At 33.7% G+C, this 19998-nt stretch carries 21 protein-coding genes and 1 rRNA gene; 5 read left to right on the forward strand and 17 right to left on the reverse strand.

What is annotated here, in order from left to right; translation table 11 throughout:
- Positions 1-692: 692 nt before the first annotated feature.
- From CCY16_RS03535 to CCY16_RS05585, 5 genes are all read right to left on the reverse strand, one after another.
- Positions 693-1091: a transposase gene (locus CCY16_RS03535; RefSeq protein WP_088414978.1), complete on the reverse strand. Its 399-nt coding sequence runs from the start codon at positions 1089-1091 to the stop codon at positions 693-695.
- Positions 1092-1661: 570 nt separating this feature from the next.
- On the reverse strand, positions 1662-1844 hold the full coding sequence (locus CCY16_RS05360; protein WP_143696911.1) for a hypothetical protein: 183 nt from the start codon (positions 1842-1844) through the stop codon (positions 1662-1664).
- A gap of 82 nt (positions 1845-1926) precedes the next feature.
- Positions 1927-2700 (reverse strand): SDR family NAD(P)-dependent oxidoreductase, encoded by a 774-nt coding sequence (locus CCY16_RS03540; protein WP_088414982.1) that lies wholly within the window; start codon positions 2698-2700, stop codon positions 1927-1929.
- Positions 2687-3511 carry a YihY/virulence factor BrkB family protein gene (locus CCY16_RS03545; RefSeq protein WP_088414984.1) on the reverse strand — a complete coding sequence of 275 codons (825 nt, stop codon included), beginning with the start codon at positions 3509-3511 and terminating at the stop codon, positions 2687-2689. The genes CCY16_RS03540 and CCY16_RS03545 overlap by 14 nt, the downstream gene beginning before the upstream one ends.
- 702 nt (positions 3512-4213) lie before the next feature.
- Positions 4214-4366 carry a hypothetical protein gene (locus tag CCY16_RS05585; protein WP_179946052.1) on the reverse strand — a complete coding sequence of 51 codons (153 nt, stop codon included), beginning with the start codon at positions 4364-4366 and terminating at the stop codon, positions 4214-4216.
- Between the two features lie 1502 nt (positions 4367-5868).
- On the opposite strand from CCY16_RS05585, the gene CCY16_RS03550 reads away from it, so the two are divergent.
- On the forward strand, positions 5869-7224 hold the full coding sequence (locus tag CCY16_RS03550; RefSeq protein ID WP_179946053.1) for a phosphomannomutase/phosphoglucomutase: 1356 nt from the start codon (positions 5869-5871) through the stop codon (positions 7222-7224).
- A 144-nt stretch (positions 7225-7368) separates the two neighbouring features.
- Here CCY16_RS03550 and CCY16_RS03555 read toward each other — a convergent pair whose 3' ends face one another.
- The 11 genes from CCY16_RS03555 to CCY16_RS03595 all read right to left on the reverse strand — a co-directional run bounded on the left by CCY16_RS03555 (position 7369) and on the right by CCY16_RS03595 (position 15607).
- Positions 7369-8586: a heme biosynthesis protein HemY gene (locus tag CCY16_RS03555; protein WP_088414988.1), complete on the reverse strand. Its 1218-nt coding sequence runs from the start codon at positions 8584-8586 to the stop codon at positions 7369-7371.
- Entirely contained in the window at positions 8583-9317 is a 735-nt protein-coding gene (locus CCY16_RS03560) for a hypothetical protein (protein ID WP_088414990.1), read from the reverse strand. The genes CCY16_RS03555 and CCY16_RS03560 overlap by 4 nt, the downstream gene beginning before the upstream one ends.
- The gene (locus tag CCY16_RS03565; RefSeq protein ID WP_088414992.1) at positions 9310-10539 is read right to left on the reverse strand and encodes a lipoprotein-releasing ABC transporter permease subunit; all 1230 of its coding nucleotides are present in this window, start codon (positions 10537-10539) and stop codon (positions 9310-9312) included. The genes CCY16_RS03560 and CCY16_RS03565 overlap by 8 nt, the downstream gene beginning before the upstream one ends.
- Positions 10540-10655: 116 nt before the next feature.
- A complete protein-coding gene (locus tag CCY16_RS06320; RefSeq protein ID WP_143696912.1) occupies positions 10656-10952 on the reverse strand; it encodes a cupin domain-containing protein in 297 nt (98 codons plus the stop codon).
- A 60-nt stretch (positions 10953-11012) separates the two neighbouring features.
- Positions 11013-11291 (reverse strand): hypothetical protein, encoded by a 279-nt coding sequence (locus tag CCY16_RS06325; RefSeq protein ID WP_245800768.1) that lies wholly within the window; start codon positions 11289-11291, stop codon positions 11013-11015.
- Entirely contained in the window at positions 11266-11448 is a 183-nt protein-coding gene (locus tag CCY16_RS06330; RefSeq protein WP_143696914.1) for a glycosyltransferase family protein, read from the reverse strand. The genes CCY16_RS06325 and CCY16_RS06330 overlap by 26 nt, the downstream gene beginning before the upstream one ends.
- 206 nt (positions 11449-11654) lie before the next feature.
- Entirely contained in the window at positions 11655-11798 is a 144-nt protein-coding gene (locus CCY16_RS06335; RefSeq protein WP_088414994.1) for a sugar phosphate nucleotidyltransferase, read from the reverse strand.
- 114 nt (positions 11799-11912) lie between these two features.
- Positions 11913-13178, reverse strand: coding sequence for a hypothetical protein (locus CCY16_RS03580; RefSeq protein ID WP_088414996.1), 1266 nt, complete (start codon positions 13176-13178; stop codon positions 11913-11915).
- An 85-nt stretch (positions 13179-13263) separates the two neighbouring features.
- Entirely contained in the window at positions 13264-13629 is a 366-nt protein-coding gene (sdhD, locus tag CCY16_RS03585; RefSeq protein WP_088414998.1) for a succinate dehydrogenase, hydrophobic membrane anchor protein, read from the reverse strand.
- Complete coding sequence (gene sdhC / locus CCY16_RS03590) at positions 13626-14003, reverse strand: succinate dehydrogenase, cytochrome b556 subunit (protein WP_088415000.1); 378 nt, start codon at positions 14001-14003, stop codon at positions 13626-13628. Before sdhC ends, sdhD begins: the two co-directional genes overlap by 4 nt.
- Positions 14004-14103: 100 nt before the next feature.
- A 16S ribosomal RNA gene (locus CCY16_RS03595) occupies positions 14104-15607 on the reverse strand.
- A gap of 219 nt (positions 15608-15826) precedes the next feature.
- On the opposite strand from CCY16_RS03595, the gene CCY16_RS03600 reads away from it, so the two are divergent.
- Entirely contained in the window at positions 15827-16372 is a 546-nt protein-coding gene (locus CCY16_RS03600) for a hypothetical protein (RefSeq protein WP_088415003.1), read from the forward strand.
- 531 nt (positions 16373-16903) lie between these two features.
- Here CCY16_RS03600 and CCY16_RS03605 read toward each other — a convergent pair.
- Positions 16904-17404 (reverse strand): Smr/MutS family protein, encoded by a 501-nt coding sequence (locus CCY16_RS03605; protein ID WP_088415005.1) that lies wholly within the window; start codon positions 17402-17404, stop codon positions 16904-16906.
- A 92-nt stretch (positions 17405-17496) separates the two neighbouring features.
- Here CCY16_RS03605 and rlmB point away from each other — a divergent pair, with 92 nt between their 5' ends.
- From rlmB to CCY16_RS03620, 3 genes are all read left to right on the forward strand, one after another.
- Positions 17497-18273: a 23S rRNA (guanosine(2251)-2'-O)-methyltransferase RlmB gene (gene rlmB / locus CCY16_RS03610; protein WP_088415007.1), complete on the forward strand. Its 777-nt coding sequence runs from the start codon at positions 17497-17499 to the stop codon at positions 18271-18273.
- Between the two features lie 67 nt (positions 18274-18340).
- Positions 18341-19063: a Bax inhibitor-1/YccA family protein gene (locus tag CCY16_RS03615; protein ID WP_088415009.1), complete on the forward strand. Its 723-nt coding sequence runs from the start codon at positions 18341-18343 to the stop codon at positions 19061-19063.
- Entirely contained in the window at positions 19064-19600 is a 537-nt protein-coding gene (locus CCY16_RS03620; protein WP_088415011.1) for a cytochrome c oxidase assembly protein, read from the forward strand.
- The last annotated feature ends 398 nt before the right edge of the window (positions 19601-19998 follow it).

A 19998-nucleotide genomic window follows, 5' to 3' on the forward strand; every position in this document is an offset into this window, starting at 1 on the left:
AAAAAACCAACTAATCTTCTTCAAGGTTGACTACTTATCAAGCATATACGACATTAATGCTAAGTTCCTACAAGAGATGTTGACTAGGTTTTTTTTTGCCCTTTTTCTTCCCAAGAAACTTCCTCAATCAACTCCTCTCGTTGAACCAACATATAACCAAATTCCTGTGCCCTTTTGATCAAATTTTTCACACTTTCTTTTTATAATGTGTTTCATAGTAGCCTATATCTCTTTCCACATATCCTTGTACACATTTCAACATTTGATAAAAGATACGTGCTAACTTTCCTGTAGTAGCAGTAATTGCCTCTGTGGTTCTAAAAACTTAAATTAAGGAGCTTCTTCCTGGTTTGATAGATTTCTTCTGTTCAGTGCTACTTGGTAAATTTCTTAACGCTTATAATCTAGACTGATTACAGCTCAAAAGTAACTGAGTTGCAGTTATTAAGCATTTAGAATAAGAGAATACCATGTTTCAAAGTTAAATGTAAATAACTAGCCAACCACGGGGATTCTTTTGCCTTTTTTTATTTAGTAAATTTCTTAATGTTTATGGCTAAAGCAATTTAAGAGAGAGGTCACCCAAACTTGAGATCCAGAAAAAGTAGGGTGTCATTTCAGCATGTGATGCTGGAATCTAGAAAAAAATAACCTGATCCCAGTATTAAGCACACAGCTGTACAAAACATTGCTTATGGAAAAGAAGAAAGGTAATAATCGTAGACTTTTTCTGGGTCTCCGCCAAAATATTCAATGACAGATTTTAAGATTTCGAGCCTGAGTTCATTTACAAACGCTCTCCTTGCAAACTTGTAACTCTTGACTTCACTGCGTTTCCTATATTCCATTAATAAAACAGAGGTGATGAGAACCATGTACAATGTAACAAAAATTGTGTTTTTGCTGTACCTAAGAAAATGCTTGGTATTGAGCTTCTGCTTAATAAATTTGAAGAAAACTTCTACTGACCAGTACTTTTTGTAAAAAGCACAAATTTCCTCAGCAGACATTTCATAAATATTGGTTAAAAATGTGAGAATCTCACCACTTTCTTGGTTTTTTGTTTTAATTGGCCTGATTTCAAACTGCAAAAACCTCTAACCTTTTGCACTAACCGGACTATCATATCTTCTGTCAGTTCAAGCGTTTCCGTTTGTACACCTGTAGTTTTTGTGTGAATACGAACTATTTTATTTGTCATTGCCATGATTGATAAAATGTACATTTTTCCCTAAAAACTCCTCAAAAGGAGCACGTTTCTATAGCTCACGGTCAAACATGCAAATTGCTCTTGACCGTGATTTAAAATCATTTTCCCGAACGATTTATAATCCGAAAAATCTTCTGCCTGAGTACATAAATTAAACAATTTTGCAAACCTTCCATCCATTGCAACAGTGCACTTTATCATGTCTCTTTACAATATTTCGTGTTTCTGCAGGAAATACCAAGCTATAGTAATTTACCTGATAGTTGAAGTGTCGTGGAATCTATAATCAGCAACTTTTGTTAGCTCCCCAGGCTACAAAAACTCTACAACATGAATAAAAAAATCCTCTTAAAGTACTCAACAGGTATTGTTTTTAAGCGGCTTGCTACTGATGAATGGCATGTATCCAAGTTGAACATGCGGCAATAATTTTCCTCAATTATTCGCAAGTTCAGCTCATTTTTCTCCAGTATGCTATACAACAATAAATTGAAAACATTTTCCCCGTAAGTTTGCTAACCCTATAATCTACGTCAACAGCCTCATCCATTTTTCCCAGCTCTTCTCTTGGCAATTTTGATATCATTTCTTTGTAGTAGAACATCACATTCCCAAAACTCCTACAATATTTCACTGCTTTTGCAATGTTCGCATAGCAGGCCTAACGATTGCAGGTAATTTTAAATGTTTATTTCAAAACACAACGTTCACGCAATTTACTCAAGGGATTTACTTAGTGGCAAAATTTGCCCTGATATGCCGCAATCTTCAGAAGCTAGCTCCACAAATTTGTCTGTTAGTTTATTAGGTAATATCAATTCAGATATATCTTTTCCAGGAAATGCTTGCTTATACATTTCACTATCAACAGGCCCTTCTGAATACACAGCATTCACGCATAATTTTGTATGTTTTGTCTCAGATGCATATATCTTTACCATGATTTCCAGTGCAGCTTTACTTGCAGCATAAGGTACCCAATATGGATAAGAAGAAGGAGAAAGCGTTATTTCTGAGGTCATGAATATCACTCTTCCAGAATTGGATTTTTTTAGTACTGGATCTAAGTTTTTTAGTAAGTACCAATTGGCAGTAAAATTTGTATTCATTACATTCTGTAGCTCTTCAAGCTCGCAGTCATGAACAGGATTAAATTTACCTAAAATTCCAGTACATGCAACTAATATATCAAGCACCCCAGATTCTGATAATTTTAGGCTTTCTATCATATTTACCAGTATCTTTACGTTTTCAAAGTCCAAAAGATCAAGCTGAATTAGCTTAACAGAACCCTCTTTGAATTCATCAAGCTTTTCGATTTCATCATATAGCTGCTTGAGATTATCAATAGACCTTGAAATCAAAATTACATATGCACCTTCCCTCACAAACCTTTTTGCAACGGCAGATCCCATTCCACCTGAAGCCCCGGCAATTAAAGCTATTTTGCCTTCTAACTTACCCATTTCTTTCTCCTTAGCGAGACCCATTAAAACATTTTAGCTGAAAATTAAACTTTGCTCCATATATAAAAATTAAACTCACCATATAAAAAAACAGTAATGACACTACCACGCCACCCAAGCTCCCGTATATTAAATCCAGTTGGTCAAAGGAAGCTCTTAAGTATTGTTTGAAAGCTGAAGCAGAAACTGTCCAAAGCATAACAGCTATATAAGATCCAGGAAATACCTCTGACACATTTTGTCTTATGTTGGGCAGCATAAAGTATAGCCAGGAAACTACTATGAAAAGTACGAATTCAATGAGAAGATACCTAGTATAACTTAGCCCATGGTAAGAAAAATCGATTAGCATTGGAACTAATGTAGAAAACACTATAGTTAGAGTTATAATAAACGTAATTATTAAGAATTGTAATATACTTAATATTCTTCTTAATACATAAGGAGGCGAAACCGGAACTTTATAGGCTTTATTTAATATCGTTCTTAACCCTTCAATTGTCGAAGAAGCAGTCCAAATAGCACCCACAATTGCCAAAGTTAATAAACTTTGTGGTGGACCTGATATTATCTCCCTAATGCGCGGCATTAAAGATGCTAAAATGTCCTGTGGCATGTTGTCAATTATAAATGTCCAGCCAATGTTATATTGGTCTAAGAAATTTGCAAATGTTGACGCCAAAGCCATTAAGACGATGAGAAACGGAAATATCGACAACAAGATTAAAAATGATAAGTATCCCGCATGTTCCATCCCGTCATTATAAATTGTGTCAATCAAAGCACGATAAAGACAATAAATAATACCGTAAAATTTCTTCAGTAACTTACTCACTATATTACAAATAAACCAAGTAAAATATTCTAAATGAAATAAAATATATCTTTAAGCAAAAAACCCTCTAATGATACTGAGAATTGTTATGTATTGTCATTTTTTTGTCATCCATGTTCTCTCTTTCAAACAACACAAAATTCATTTCATTCCAACACATAACCAGAAAAAATACTAGCGTTTACTTACTGAAGATGGTAAGTAGGTAGTACAAGAAGTTCTATAATGTATGCGATTGATAGAGGTCACAACAACCAGATTAAGCCTAGTCTAGTTTAATTTTTGAATTCTTAGCAGGTAGTTAAGCTCGGATTTAACAATACTGTATTGGCACCTTCGCTTTCTCCATCAATAAGATAAGCTCGATTGAATACTTTTGTTTCAAGATAATTGTTTTTTTCATCAAAGAATAAGCTAATGACTTTACAAAGTTGCATTTCTGTTTTCCTAATCTCTTCTTGATCTTCTAAAGATATTCCCAGTAGCTTTTATTCTAGTTACTCATTTTCTTCTTGTAATTGCTCTAAACTTTTCTTTAACTTTTCTATCTCCAAATTTTTTCTCTCGATTTCCTCTTTCAAATTTCTTATTTCCTCACCTTTATCTACTTCTCTATTTTACCTACAGGTGACTTCTTATCTGTATTAGGTTGCTGAATTTCCTCTTCTAAAGCTTTTTCTTACAGTTTATTTAACTCTTCAGCTAATCTTTAATCTCTAATCGCTCTTTGTCTAGCTCTAATGAAAGTTCTGCTAAGCGTTGTTTATAATCATCCTTTATGTTTTCAGTCATCTCTGTCATTTCTTTCTCTAGTACACCTAATTGAGCTTTGGCTTCTTTCAATTTTTTCCCCATTCTCTCCTTAACTTCCTCACCTTTCTCTAACTTTTCCGTAGCTCTTTGTTAATCTTGTCTGTTAATTGGGCTCTTGTTTTTTTCTTCTTTTAGTTGACTCTTCAATTCTGCTATTCTAGCATTTTTATCCTTTTGACTTTGTTCTAGTACGCCTATCTCTCATTTTAATCCCTTAATATCTCAATCCTTCCCAGCTAATTCTTTTATCTTTTTTTCCAATTCAGCTTTAAACTTTTTAACTTTCCTTTCCAAAATTTGCCTTTCCTTGACTAATCCACTTGTCCTCTTATCACTTTTCTCTGTTATTTTTCCATTATGGCCTTCTAACCCTTTATTTTCCCCTCCAAGATGCTTGTTCTTTTTCTCTAATTCTTTTACTCTATTCTCTAATTCATTTCCCCTCGTTCATGTACTTCTTTGTTATCATATGAATCACTCTCATATATTTCATCTTCACTGTTAACCTCGCTATCAATGAAAAAAGAACTTCTGCGTGAAGAAAACGCGGACAGGCTTCCAGGAGAAAAAAATACCCACTGTTATTTTGCGTAGACGATTGCGGTGATGTAGGTGGATTTCATGTAAACGTTTCCTTCTCCGACATTTGCTAATCGTCTACACTCTGGCCATGTCAGTAAAAGCTTTATATAGAGTTTTTCCATTAATAAAAACTTCTTTATTCTGTTCAACCAACTTTAACATTTCACTTTTTTTCCTTTCTGGTAATGGACTTTTGAACTTCGAAACACTAAACCCACCAGTAGCACTTTGGATACCACCAGACCTACTTTTACAGTCATGCTACAATTTATGCTATTCCCTTCAGGATCCTTAGCCTGCCAGTTAATGGTCATCTTACATGGGCCAGAGCCAGTAAAATCATAGCACCTTTCATTGCCTTTTTCTTGTACGCACCTATTTGACTGTCTTTTCCTAAAAATATGTGATAAACCTCATCTTCATTGTTAGCTCTTAAAATATCACTGATTTTTATTAATTCTTCTTTATTTTCAAACCTGATGTTAAAGTTACTATCTTTTGTCGAATACGCTAAGAATTTTTAGCTTGGTAAGAATGCTTTAAATTCCTTATGTGTTTCATTTATTGATTTTTTAAATTCTCCTTTCCACTTTAAATTTACCTGTTCTGTAATATTCTCATCTTCTTTCTTGTACAAAAGATCAATAAAATACTAGACTAAATTTTTTCCTCCTAGTTGCTCTATAGTGTCATGAAGGCTGCTGCAAGATTGAATAAAACTTAAAATATTATTTTTCTTTCATTCATCTACATCTAAACTCTGACCTTCAATAGATATATTTTCATTTTCTCCCGACATAGACGAAATCTCTGTTCTCCTCTGGCATAATTTTACATTTCTAGGGAATATATAAAATATTAATATACTTAACTTAAAAATTAATTAATTACGCGAGTAAATAAAGAAGAAACTTGAGCGCTTGTCGATAATGCTATATAGTAGTTACTCTGAGCAGTATAGTATGGACAATACCATTATAAGAAAATATGATATTAGGGGTGTGGTAGGCAAAGATCTACAGATTAACGATGGATATGAAATAGGCAGAAAGTTTGGCCAGACTGTAGCTAATGTTTGTGTAGGCTATGACAGTAGAATAGATTCACCAAGTATAGAAAAAGAATTAATTAGGGGCTTAACTTTATCCGGAGCAAATGTTATACGCATTGGATTATGCTCTTCACCTATGCTCTACGCTGCAACACAAATCACACAGGCAGACCTTGGCATTATAATAACCGCCTCCCACAACCCAAGCGACTATAATGGCTTTAAATTTTTCAGTAGTGAAAAAGTTTACTTAGATCAAGAAACAAAGGAAATTATAAATAGTTCAATTAAAAACAGTACAAAAATTGGAAGTTTAATCAATGTAAATATATATAGCCAATACATTCGCGTATTAAAAAATGCGGTAAAGAACAATTCTACACAAAAACTAAAGATAGCCTGGGATTGTGGAAATAGTCCAGCAAGTGGAATCTTAAGGTATATTGAAACGATCTTACCTGGTCATACACATATTATAATTAATAACTCTATAGATGGAGTATTTCCATTGCATAATCCAGATCCCATAGAAGAAAAAAATCTCGTTCAACTTATTGATATTGTAAAGCAAGACAAATGTGATCTCGGCATTGCACTCGATGGTGATAGTGATAGGGTGCGCTTAATTGATAATAAAGGCAGTATTGTTTCTAATGATCATTTATTTATGATTTTTGTACGTGAAGTATTAGAGGAATGTCCACACAGCAAAGTTATCGCCAATGTAAAAATGAGTATGAAAGTGCATGATTTCGTCAGCAAGTTAGGAGGGCAAGTGGTTACCTGTGCTACTGGGCACTCACTAGTTAAGAAAAAGATGGTAGAGGAAGGAGCAAAGTTTGCTGGTGAATTAAGTGGGCATTTTTTCTTCTCCGAGCTAGGTTTTGATGATGGACTATATTCTGCTATTAAGGCCATTGACATTTTACTTAAGCAAAGTCAGAGCCTATCTCAGATGATTGAGGATTTACCAAAGCTATATATCACCCATGAAGTGAAGATTGTGGTTAAAGATGAAAAAAAATTTCAAATAATTGAATTAATAAAGAAAACACTAGAGCAACAAAATATTGCATTTTCAGATCTTGATGGTATTAAAGTAACCGGCAACGATAATAAAGGATGGTGGCTCCTTAGAGTATCAAATACACAAAACTGCATTACAGCAAGGTGCGAAGGAGACACCCTAGAAGACTTTGAACTTACTAAAAAGGTCCTGTTTCGTTATATTGATAAAGCAAGGTTTTTAGATTGTAACCTTTCATAAAAACAAAACTAATTTATAAAATTAGCATAATTACTACCTTGAAACATATCAACATAAATGAAAAGAACATCAGCAATGCACAAGACTGCTTTTGAATCAGTAGTTGAAACTGGTTCATAGATCTGGCCTAGAATCACCACTAACCTAACTATAACACACACAATTAAAGCCATTGCAGCTTGAACATTTATAATCCCATCGTTCTAGTTCTTTATTACAATTCTTACACTTCCAGCACGGATCAGGCAAAGCTTCTGAGCCCATCTTGTTTAGCCAATAAATTGTCTGATCTTGCTCTTGTAACACAACCTTGAGCTGCACCATAATGAGGTAGATTGACATGTAATTAGCTTTTTTTATAGCAGTATTTAGATGTTGACTCGCAAGATCGTATTTACCTGAACTAATTGAGGATGAAGCAAGTAAACAATAACTAAAATAATAATCAGGGCGTAAGTTATATAACCTCTCAGCACCTTCACTATTCAAACTGATGTAAATTTTAGCTGATTGAGGAGTAGGGTTTACTGTGTACTCTGCCTCTAGTACTGCAGAAGCTTTTCTGATCTTTCCAAGCCTAATATACAATTCTGCCTTTAAATAATTGATAGGTTGAAAAGTTACACAATAACTTTGTGCCCTAAATAAAGACTTCACAGCCTCTTTAAAATTTCCTTTACTTTCATATTGTTTTGCCAAAGCACAATAAAAAACTGCAAGCATCTTCTTACAATCAAAGGGAAGAAAAACGTTGAACTTAATAGCTTCCTTTAATCTCAAAATTGCATTGACCCAATCTTCTTGCAGTGCACAGTGTTCTATCTGAAAGGGAATAGATAGAATTTTGTCATTAACTGAGCTAGAGCAATACTCTACGAATTTTTGAAAGATTGTTCTTTCCTGTTTGAGATGAGCAATCAGCTTATTAGTTAGAAGCAGAGCTAAATTACGATTTTTACTTGCAATATCTGTTAAACCATTACTAAAAAAGCTGTAATTCCCCGTCTTACCTGAGTTAAAAATCTTTATTAGAGATAACCTATCGTTTTCCTCATTTAGACTCTTAACTAGCCTATGAGCATCTTCTATATTACCTAAATCTATGCTAAAAAATGCCTCAAAAAGAAGCAGTTCTTCTCTGTTTCTTTTTCTATTTCTTATATTGGCAAATGTTGATGAAATGGAAGAAAAAAAGCGTGCAAGTGTGACTGATAAAAACAACAAAGCTACACAAGCAAAAATAATAAAATATAGATCAGTACTTATAGTGTAACTGCCTAATTCTAGCTTCACTACTTCACCACTCACCTTGGCCCATATGCCAAATAAAAATGAGAGAGCAAAAATTATAAAATAAATCATGAAATATATTGTAATAAGTGATGATATATTATTGAAATATTCTTAGAAGCCACAATAAAACTATTCAATTTATTAAGCCATGGTTTGAATTCTGGGTTTATAAAACTGCCTACTGCAGCGGCCACACTTTGCCAATCATTATTGTTTACTGACTCCTCAATTTCTGCAAATTTTGTTCTTAACGGGTCATTTTTATCTCGTATTTTTACCCAGTTTGAAAAGATTTTTTGAAACAGTGTACCTTTATTGTAGTTAATAATAGCAATAGTTTTTTCAAAAGATAAATTCAATTCATGTAAAGTATTTATCTCTTCTAAACTTTCTAATTCATTCACTGCATTCTCTATCTCTGGATCATCAAGCTCTGATATCAAAGGTTTCATTGAATTTATATGATTATCAAATTTTGCTCCTTGCAATAATGAATTCTTCATCTTAACCACAAGCAAAAGTAATTTTGCAAGATTCCTATACCTTGCACTACCATCACCTATCTGTTCACATTGAGTATGCAAACTTCTTTTGAAATCAAATATCTTTTTTTCTATTCTTGACTGATTAATTTCAAGCAACGCCCTAAGCTCATCTATGTTCCCGGTCAAAGCCTCTATATTGTTCTCACTCTCCTGTTGATTTACTTTTAAAAACACTATGTTATTTATTGTAATATAACTAGCAAATAATAACACAATTAAGAACCAGCCTATGCATTTTTGCCAAGTATTATTCATAACGTAGTATCTCCGCAGGATCTTGCGCAGCTGCCTGTAATGCAGGAGCAACTGTCGCTAGAAATGATAAGAATAATGCAAGTGCAGAAATATTTACTACGTCTTGAGGGATTAATATTACTGGTAAACTTGAAAAAAAGTATACCATAGGATCAAGTAGCTTGACGTTAGTAATGCTTTCTAAAAATACTCTAATATTTTCAATATTGAGAGAAAAAACAACACCTATAATACAACCAAGACAAGTTCCTGTAAAACCAATTAGTAATCCACAAATGCAAAATATGCGCATAATGCTCCCACTTGTTGCACCAAATGTGCGCATAATTGCAATCGCGGATTTTTTTTCTTGCACTATCATCATTAAATTCGAGATAATATTAAATGCCGCTACAATTATAATCAAAGTAAGAATTAAAAACATCACATTTCTTTCAGTCTCCAAAGCATTAAAATAGTGGCTCTGTTGTAATTGCCAACTTTTAGCTTCCATTCCTGTTTCTTTTTCTATAATATTTGCTAGCTCATTAGCCTTAGTAATATCATTCACAAACACTTCTATGTTTCTTGCACTATCTCTATAGTGAAAAAAAGCTTGTGCTGATTTTATAGGCATGTATATCAAGGTATTATCATACTCAAACATGCCCATATCAAATATTGCTATGACCTCATATTCTTTCACTCTCGGCACCTCACTAAGTAATGCATTAAACCCCTCAGATGATATAAGCACAATTTTATCTCCATAACCAACGTCCAATACTTCCGCTAAGCGCGCCCCTATTACTACTCCTTTATCGAATTTTTTTACATCACCTACAATTACACTATTTTTAATAGTAGTATTATTAAGCAAATCTTTAGCCGACACACCCCGCACTACAGCACCAACAATTCTGCCATTTGCTGTAACGATAACTTGATCATTGGTCATAAGGGTTGCTTTTAATACACCTGGAATTTTCTTAACAGATTCTAATACTGCATGGTAATCTGAACTTATGTTTCTATCAAAATAAACATTGATATGGCCATCAATGCCAAGTATTGAGTCAAGCAACCTTGCTCTAAATCCGTTCATTACAGACATCACCACTATTAACGTCGCAACTCCAAGAGCAATACTGATAATAGAGAACAAAGTCATTACAGAGCAAAATTTGGCACTCTTTGCTCGCAAATAGCAAACAGCCATAGTAATTTCAAAGACAATAGACATTACTTGAGATTAAACATTATATTTTTAAGATCCATATAATCGTAGACTTCCCCTTACCTAAAAACTAGGTTGCCTTTAATCTAGCAGGCTTATAGGGTATATCCAATACTTTAACATTATAATCTTCCATATATATCATCTAATCTAACTATATTATTATTAGACAAAAGCTCACCTACTTGAAATTCAACTATTTCAAGTGAAGCGCTTGTGCTTCTATTTTCAATCCTATGGAAAAATTTCCTTGGAATTTCTATCACATAATCTTCTGTTATAGCATGTGCTTTATTGTATAAACTAACATATCCAATTCCTGACAGTACTATATGGTACTCATCCCTACAGTGATGGAATTGCTTAGAAATGCAACTTAATGGATTTATAAAAAGGCATTTACAAGAAAATTCTCGCACATTAAAATTACACTATAAAATCCCCATGGTTTAACTTCTTTTTTTATCGCTTTTCTTTTCTTAACTCTTAATAAACGATATTAAGCTCTTATTTGAAACATTTCGCTGTTTATAAGCCTTACCTAGCAAATTTTCTGCATCACCTTCTGTTGCCAAAATCGGTTCTTTTTCTCTAGTTACGTATTGGGATGATACCGGTTCTTTATCAAACTTCTTACTTAATCCTAAAACTGAACTCCAAGTTCCCACATCTATCCAATCAAAATTAGCTTCTATTATTGCAATATTTCTTGCTCTTTCCATTATCAAATAATCAATAGCGTTTCGCTTTAAATACAAATATGCCAGAGTTCCAGTAATGATAATTACTTAGTTTATGCTCAGGCTTTTTTATGAAATCTTTTACTACGTAATATTTCTCTTTCTGATCATACACTACATCGATACAGCCGTATTCAGGATTAAACTCATGAAATTTCACTCCAAATGTAACCATAGAGTCAGTTCAGAGGCTAGCTGAGATGCTTTCTCAACAGAAGTATAAAAATTATTTAAACCGCCTATAAAATAGATTGAAGGTAGAATTAACATTGTCTCGTTTTTATCGCAAAGAAATGCTAAAATTAGTAGCACCACTGCAGTTCCAATTCTTATTAGCCCGAAAATCACTTTATATTCCTGCAGCCTGCATACTTGTGGCAATTATGGGTAGCATATAATCACTTTTAATTTCAACAAAGTGCTCTGAAACAGAGTGCTACGGCTAAACATTTTATGAAACTGCTTTGGTTTAGATAAAGGCCAAAGTCTACTACCACTACCACCACATAGTATTACAGGGCACATTTAGTAAAAAATAGCTAAATAACTAATAACTTATATTAAAGGCAAGACGTGTGCAAGCTTTTGTTATGGAATAGTTAAGGTAGAAAGTAAATATTAACTTAAAGTAATAGTAAATCAATTATGGATTTGTGAAACACATTTGTCTTGGTCTCGCCCTTCGTTCAATTTACTAACATAACCAGTTTTTCTTTGTATTAGGGTTCTTGGCTGCGTTGTGTCTTGCTCTAAATCTTTTTCTTGTTTCCCAGAATCAGCCATATTTTCATCACCTTTGCTCAACCTGCCTTCCAACTCTTCCTCAATAATTGACCTCTTAGCATCAAGTTCTTTCCATGTACCTGCAATCTCACGTTTAGGGTAATCTTTTTTCTCTAGCTCTGATCTTTTCCCATCTTTAATGACCGAATAATCATTCTTTGCTTCCTGCCAACATTCTTTCAATTGGTATTTCCACATAGTCCAGTAAGCATCACCATACTCTTCTTTATTTGCTACAAATGCACAGATTGGCAACTTTAGTAAGGTAGCCAACATATTTACTGAATTCTTTACTGCCACTGCAGGAGTAAATAAAAAAAAATAACCAAAAAATTTTGCGATTAGATTTTGTTTACCTATTAAATATTCCCCCAACTCCATAGGAATATAGGTCAGTAATTTAGCACAAATCTTAGCTAAGCCTGCAGCAAAAACAACAGGAACAGATATAAGGCTCTTGCCTAGCTCTAGGTTATTACTTTGATCTCTAATTTCAAAAAAACTAGTGCTTAGTTTCTTATAATCACTAGTATATAATAATTCTCCATTTCTTCCTTTTTCATCAACAACTTCTTTGACTTTATTGCTTTTCTTACCCTTAGTTTTCTTAATAGGCACAGAAGAATTGGTGAATTCAAATGAACATGTAGACTTCTTAGTTTTTTGAGCTTCAAAAACTGGCAAATATTTTTCAAGATCTATTTTTAAAAACCCAAATGGCTTATAAAACCGATGATAATCATCATTACCATGCTTACCCTTACTGACCTTGCCCTTATCAACTAAAAATTTAATGGTAAAATAAGACTTGTCACCAATTTCCATAATTTTAGTTAATTCAAAAATTGGCCACCCATCTTTATTTTTATTGCCATATAAAAGCCTATAGGTTGGATTTTTATCCTTATCTAGTACAGCATTTCCATACATATCCTTATTTCCTACGACTTTACCAGATTTTACAACCTGATCATAGTTTTTTGGATATCGGCATTTTCGCCCATCCTTATATACCATTACTTTTCTAAGGTCTTTGACATAAACTTGAGATTCTGATGGAGTAAACAGATCCTTTGTTTTTAGTATAAAATCCGTTCCTACTCTCTTTAACGCCTCTAACATATCGTTAAACCAAGATCACTATAAGCACTATAGTTCAATAATAAAACCAGCACATTAATAATACATTAACATAGAACTAGCAATTTTATAAGAAAACATGCTTATAAAAGAAAAAAATTGTAAAGGCAAGAACTATATAAGTGATGCTTGACAAATACTTTATGCATGTAATTGTAAAAATCCTTAGAGGTATGCTATGTATATAATCTTCACACACTACCTGCATTCCAAGAACTGCGTGCCAAAAAATACAAAACAGCAATACAACAAAAAATAGAAGCTCTAGGGGGTGATTAATAGCTTGAAATAATTTTTCATTAAAAGATAAAGAATTATTAGCATAAAATGCGTAAGAAAATGAACAGATAAACCAAGGAAGTAAAAATAGTAAAATTACTGCAGAAATACGATGAACCCACCAATGATATACTGCATTTCCAGATCGATTCATATAAACACAAATAAAAAAGCCATAGTAGAAAGAAGTAGTATTACTGTCAATAGCATAGCACTTTTTAAAACACCAGTAATCTCTAAGTTAAATCCAGCATCCCATAATAAATGACGAATACCATTAAGAAAATGGTATGAAAAACTTATAAAGCATAGAATGCAAGCTAATTTAGCAATAAAAGTAGACAATAATACGTTTAAGCACTCTACTATAAACAGTTCAGGAAAATAAACATGTAATGTAAAATACCAAGAAAGCACCACCAACAAAAGGAATAGTAAGATACCAGTTAATCTGTGCATAATAGAGAAGAAATTAGTAACTTGTACTTTATATATCTGTAAATGCGGAGAAAGGGGCCTATCAACCATAAAATTCCATTATCGGGAAATTAAAACAAAGTAAAAGTAAAGACAGCAGTATAGTGCACAATAGCGCCACTATTAAAAGTGGTGAATCATGCACAAAGCCCAAGGAGGTAATCCAGCTGCAGATTCCCCTACTGCTACCTTGTTACGACTTCACCCCAGTCACTGATCCCACTTTAAATAACTCCCTCCTTACGGTTAGGTCATTAGCTTCGAGTGAAACCAATTCCCATGGCGTGACGGGCAGTGTGTACAAGACCCGAGAACGTATTCACCGTGGCATGCTGATCCACGATTACTAGCGATTCCAACTTCATGCACTCGAGTTGCAGAGTACAATCCGAACTGAGATGGCTTTTAAGGGATTAGCTTGGCCTCGCGACTTTGCAGCCCATTGTAGCCACCATTGTAGCACGTGTGTAGCCCACTCCATAAGGGCCATGATGACTTGACATCATCCCCACCTTCCTCCAGTTTATCACTAGCAGTTTCCTTAAAGTCCCCAGCATTACCTGATGGTAACTAAGGATGAGGGTTACGCTCGTTGCGGGACTTAACCCAACATCTCACGACACGAGCTGACGACAGCCATGCAACACCTGTGTGAAATCCGGCCGAACCGACCCTATTCCTTCGAATAGGAATAATTCCCATGTCAAGGAGTGGTAAGGTTTTTCGCGTTGCATCGAATTAAACCACATGCTCCACCGCTTGTGCGGGTCCCCGTCAATTCCTTTGAGTTTTAATCTTGCGACCGTAGTCCCCAGGCGGAATGTTTAACGCGTTAGCTGTAATACAGAAAGTAAACTTCCCATATTTAACATTCATCGTTTACAGCGTGGACTACCAGGGTATCTAATCCTGTTTGCTCCCCACGCCTTCGCGCCTCAGCGTCAGATTTGAACCAGATAGACGCCTTCGCCACTGGTGTTCCTCCTAATATTTACGAATATCACCTCTACACTAGGAATTCCTCTATCCTCTTTCAACCTCTAGATTAACAGTTTTAAAAGCAATTCCAAAGTTAAGCTTTGGGATTTCACTTTTAACTTACTAATCAGCCTACGCGCCCTTTACGCCCAATAATTCCGAATAACGCTAGCCCTCTCCGTATTACCGCGGCTGCTGGCACGGAGTTAGCCAGGACTTCTTCTGTGAGTACCGTCATTATCTTCCTCACTGAAAGAGCTTTACAACCCAAAGGCCTTCTTCACTCATGCGGCATGGCTGGATCAGGCTTTCGCCCATTGTCCAATATTCCCCACTGCTGCCTCCCGTAGGAGTCTGGACCGTATCTCAGTTCCAGTGTGGCTGATCATCCTCTCAGATCAGCTATAGATTACTGCCTTGGTAGGCCATTACCCTACCAACTAGCTAATCTAATATAGGCTCATCTAATAGCGATAAATCTTTCCCCCGTAGGGCGTATACGGTATTAGTTGCCGTTTCCAACAATTATTCCGTACTACTAGGTAGATTCCTATACATTACTCACCCGTCTGCTACTCAGTTATATTATAACAAGTTATAATATAACTCCGTTCAACTTGCATGTGTTAGGCCTGCCGCCAGCGTTCATTCTGAGCCAGGATCAAACTCTCAAATTTAGACTTTAACCTATAAAAGGTTAAGGGTACATCGGATAAATCCGATAAAAAATAATTTAGCTTATACTGCTGTCTTTATTTCTACTTTAGAAATATTTTAACTTCCAACTATTCAAACAACTTTAAAAACATTATCATGTGATACAATAACTATGTCAATATGTTTTTGCAAATTAAAAATTATTAAGATACAAATACATATCCATTGAGGGTACTACTATGAAAAAATACATCTTTTTACTTGCATTGGTGTTAATATTAGTAGGCATTACATTACACTTATTGCACAATATTAATAACACAAAACAATCTATAACCGCAGGTAATCAGTTTTATGAAATACTATTCTCTAAAAAAGATAATAATCTACTAGAAGAAACAGATTCAAATTGGAAGTATTTAGCAAACTTTGAAGGTGCATTTAATCATATCTCAAATTTAACATTAACAGACGCAGTATCTATTTATAGTAGTATGGCAGATAATAAAGATGTTCCTAATATTTTACGCGAGTTAGCACAATATCTAGAAATAATGAACTTGCTTCACCTAAATGGTGAAAAAATAAATGAAGATAAAATTAATAATCTAGAATCAAGTATAGTATACCCCTATTCAAGCCAAGAAGCCATCGCTATAGTAAAGATACATAATAATGATATTAAAGGTGCGATCAAAATATTGCATTTACTATTAAACGATAGAAAATGCCCTACCCTAATAAAGGATAGAGCACAAGAATTACTCCGGATATATGGGAATTAAAACTCGTTAGACTTTTTGTATAACCGTACGGTTTTTAGTAGCACGCCTGGGCATTCAGTCATCACTTAGGTGGCTGATAGAAACGAAAAAATTACTTGGCAAGCTTAGTCAGCCTCCTTACTATAGAATCAAAGCTATTTACCTTCGCAATCTGTGCAGGTTAACGACAAAAATTTAGGGTATTTTGCATCTCATGTTTAATTTTTTGCACTATGTGCACGTACGTCTTTATAAAACTTCTAGGTTTCTACCTATATGAGCTAAAATGCGCTTATAAAGCGTTCAAGACAGCAAAGAACGTCAAATTGACAAGGGGGAATTTGAATACTAGTTATCTTAGGTTTTTCTTGCCTTTTCCCTACTTAGTAAATTTCTTAAATATTTATAGCTAAAGCAACTTAAGAGCAATAAGCGCTACAAAAAAAACACCAATATTTAAAATAATAACTATTTCCTTTTCTCTGGGATATGCAAGAAGTTTATTCAAATTAAGGCTTAAAAAAAATTTAAGCACCGGCTAGCAACACAAATTCAGAGTACAAAATTTTTATTCCTTCTCAACAAAACATAAAAAGCCCCTTTACCACCATGTTTTTTTGTAGCTTGCTGATAATATAGAATCATATGCCGAACTTTAGTATCATTTAACCACTTACTTAAATTATTCTTTATAGTATCTGCTTTACCTGTTCCATTACCTTGTCCCGTAATTATCAATAAACCTCTACTCTCTGTTTGATAATTTTTAATAATAAAATCTATCAATTTACAGTAAGCATCTTCTATATTATAACCATGAAGGTCTAGTCTATCGCTTATAAAATATCTACCCTTATTAACTTTTGATTTTGTATTATAGTCAAGGCAAAATGATAAGCTAATATTGTTGGTACTGAGAAATTTTTCTTGCAAGTCAGAAGTACCTTTATTGACTATAGATCTTATATCCACTTTATGGTCAATTTTCAAAGTAAATTTCCCACATTCTATTGGCTTAACGTTTTTTTTCCAACCTAACTCATCGTCTGACATAAACGCATTAATTAAATTATATAATTTTACAACAATATCTAAGCATAGTAAAATGCTGCTTATTTTATGAAAACTCGACCTTCAATAATACGATGAAACTATCAAAACTTAATGAGAATTTTTGGTTATATGGAAAACATACCTGCATGTTAGCACTGAAGAACAAAAATAGGCTATGTATAGAACTATTGGTAACAGAAAATTCCTATAGAAAATATGAAAAAGAAATTAGACAATGTGTAGATAGTAAGGGTATTAAAGTTCAGCTAGTAAAGAATAAAATACTTAGTGAAGTTCTATCTAAAAGCGCTAATCACCAGGGAATTGCTTTAAAAGTTGCTCCTATTCTTCATAGCTTAAGTATCGAGGAAATAGCTGCAAGCTCGAGCGACAGCTCTACTATAGTCATTTTGGATCAAGTTACTGATACGCACAACATTGGGTCAATTTTAAGAACATCAGCTTGTTTTAATGTCGACGCATTAGTTTTACCATATAATCATTCACCAAGCGAAAATGCATCTATTGCAAAAGCGGCAAGTGGGACATTAGACATTGTCCCGCTAATACATGTCACAAATGTAGTAAAAACTATGGAGTATTTAAAAAAAGTTGGTTACTGGTGTTATGGGTTTGATAGTAATGCTAAAGAGAACATAGATGAAATAAAGAGTTTTGGAAAAAAAATAGTAATCATTTTTGGTTCTGAAGGGAAAGGAATACGGAGGTTAGTTAAAGAAAATTGTGATTATCTTTTAAAAATCCCAATGTCAAATGTAATTGATAGTTTAAACGTTTCAAATGCAGCAGCAATAGGATTATACTCTGTCTATACTAAAACATTGCATATTAGTTATAATAAAAAGTGATTTTATGCTTGATAAAAGTGCAGTTTTGTATTACAATGTATTATTATAAGGATAAAAGGAGTATATTATGTCTTATATGAAAAATGAGCAAGATATCCGCTCTCAAGGCGTTTACTATAGCACTGGGCTTAGAAGTTATCTAACTAAAGTATATAATTATATGGCTTTAGCTTTAGGCATAACAGGACTTATTGCATTTTTAACGGTGTTTTTTGATCTCTTTCAGGTAATTTATTCTAATCCCGTCCTGTCAATTGTGGTAATGCTATCTCCAATTGCACTAGTATTTTACATGTCTCATAGACTTCAATACCTAAGTGCTCAGTCCACAGTCACTGTATTTTTCCTGTTTTCAGTCCTAATGGGGCTCTCCCTATCTTATATCTTTATAGTTTATACTACAGAAAATATAGCAAGAGCATTCTTCATCACATCAATTATGTTTGGTTCTATGGCTTTATACGGCAATAGTACAAAAAAAGATTTGACTAGTATGGGTTCCTTTTTGATTATGGGAATCTGGGGATTAATTATTGCATCCATAGTTAATTTATTTCTTGGGAGTAGTCCTCTCTACTTTGCAATATCGTTCATATCAGTAATAGTCTTTACCTTAATGACTGCATATGATGCTCAGAGAATTAAAGATGTTTATTATAGGTATAATGATGGTTCAGAAGCTGTAATCACTAAGCTAGCTATATTTGGTGCAACCAATCTTTATTTTGATTTTATCAACGTATTCCTCAATTTACTCAGGTTACTTAACTTGTTCAACAATAGGGATTAGATGTTCTCCTCTGTAAGGAGAAGCAGTAAGAGTTCTATAGTTTTCTTTCTAATATCTTTAGTGATATTGATGCTGTGTCTTGCATACGCATCGGTACCACTATATAGCATCTTTTGTAAAGCTACTGGGTACGGCGGTACAACAAGAAAAGTAACCAGTACGACAACTAACATAACTAACCAAAAAATTAGAGTTCATTTCAATGCTGATGTAATGCTAGATTTACCATGGAAATTCAATCCAGAAACTAACTATATCGATACAAACATAGGGGAACAAAGTTTAGCTTTTTATTACGTAGAAAATCTATCTGATCAGCCTTTGCTTGGAATGGCAGTGTATAACGTTACACCTTTCAAAGCAGGTAAGTATTTCAATAAAGTCGCGTGCTTCTGTTTTGAAGAGCAAATATTGCTACCTAAACAAAAAGTAGCTATGCCTGTATCCTTCTACATAGATCCTAATATAATGCTTGATGATAGCACAAAAGATTTAAGTGAAATAACACTATCATATACATTTTTTAAGCTTAAATAGTAGGAAAAGTGAGTTTCTTACTTATAGAAAAAGCCACAAATCTCTTATTTCAAAATGTGTGCGTAAATTGTGAACGCATAATCGATAAAAATTATGATCTGTGTAGTGAGTGCAATAAAAATTAACTTTTTAACTAAACATTACTGCAACGTTTGCGGTACAGCAATTTCAGACAACATTTATATGTGTGGTAAGTGCATCACTAATCTCTTACTATTTAAAGTATTAAAATCAGTTTGTGCTTATGATCAACACAGTAAAAATATGATCATAAATCTTAATTTTTAAGAATTTAAATTATGCAAAAGTCTACGTGAAGTAGATATGTCAAGCTAACAAGGATATACTTCAAAATGCAGAGGTTATAATCCCTATTTCGTTACACATAAAACGTGCTT

Origin of the sequence: Wolbachia endosymbiont of Wuchereria bancrofti, from assembly GCF_002204235.2 — a bacterium.
Classification (GTDB): domain Bacteria; phylum Pseudomonadota; class Alphaproteobacteria; order Rickettsiales; family Anaplasmataceae; genus Wolbachia.

Bases quoted from the DNA above. Each gene is read 5' to 3' on its own strand.
- CCY16_RS05585 (WP_179946052.1), bottom strand. From the start codon at position 4,366: ATGGGGAAAAAATTGAAAGAAGCCAAAGCTCAATTAGGTGTACTAGAG.
- rlmB (WP_088415007.1), top strand. From the start codon at position 17,497: ATGAAACTATCAAAACTTAATGAGAATTTTTGGTTATATGGAAAACAT.
- CCY16_RS03580 (WP_088414996.1), bottom strand. From the start codon at position 13,178: ATGTTAGAGGCGTTAAAGAGAGTAGGAACGGATTTTATACTAAAAACA.
- CCY16_RS03605 (WP_088415005.1), bottom strand. From the start codon at position 17,404: ATGTCAGACGATGAGTTAGGTTGGAAAAAAAACGTTAAGCCAATAGAA.
- CCY16_RS03560 (WP_088414990.1), bottom strand. From the start codon at position 9,317: ATGAATAATACTTGGCAAAAATGCATAGGCTGGTTCTTAATTGTGTTA.
- CCY16_RS03600 (WP_088415003.1), top strand. From the start codon at position 15,827: ATGAAAAAATACATCTTTTTACTTGCATTGGTGTTAATATTAGTAGGC.
- CCY16_RS03555 (WP_088414988.1), bottom strand. From the start codon at position 8,586: ATGATTTATTTTATAATTTTTGCTCTCTCATTTTTATTTGGCATATGG.
- CCY16_RS03615 (WP_088415009.1), top strand. From the start codon at position 18,341: ATGTCTTATATGAAAAATGAGCAAGATATCCGCTCTCAAGGCGTTTAC.
- CCY16_RS06335 (WP_088414994.1), bottom strand. From the start codon at position 11,798: ATGTGCCCTGTAATACTATGTGGTGGTAGTGGTAGTAGACTTTGGCCT.
- CCY16_RS03550 (WP_179946053.1), top strand. From the start codon at position 5,869: ATGGACAATACCATTATAAGAAAATATGATATTAGGGGTGTGGTAGGC.
- CCY16_RS03565 (WP_088414992.1), bottom strand. From the start codon at position 10,539: ATGTCTATTGTCTTTGAAATTACTATGGCTGTTTGCTATTTGCGAGCA.
- CCY16_RS03540 (WP_088414982.1), bottom strand. From the start codon at position 2,700: ATGGGTCTCGCTAAGGAGAAAGAAATGGGTAAGTTAGAAGGCAAAATA.
- CCY16_RS06330 (WP_143696914.1), bottom strand. From the start codon at position 11,448: ATGGTTACATTTGGAGTGAAATTTCATGAGTTTAATCCTGAATACGGC.
- sdhC (WP_088415000.1), bottom strand. From the start codon at position 14,003: ATGGTTGATAGGCCCCTTTCTCCGCATTTACAGATATATAAAGTACAA.
- CCY16_RS03620 (WP_088415011.1), top strand. From the start codon at position 19,064: ATGTTCTCCTCTGTAAGGAGAAGCAGTAAGAGTTCTATAGTTTTCTTT.
- sdhD (WP_088414998.1), bottom strand. From the start codon at position 13,629: ATGAATCGATCTGGAAATGCAGTATATCATTGGTGGGTTCATCGTATT.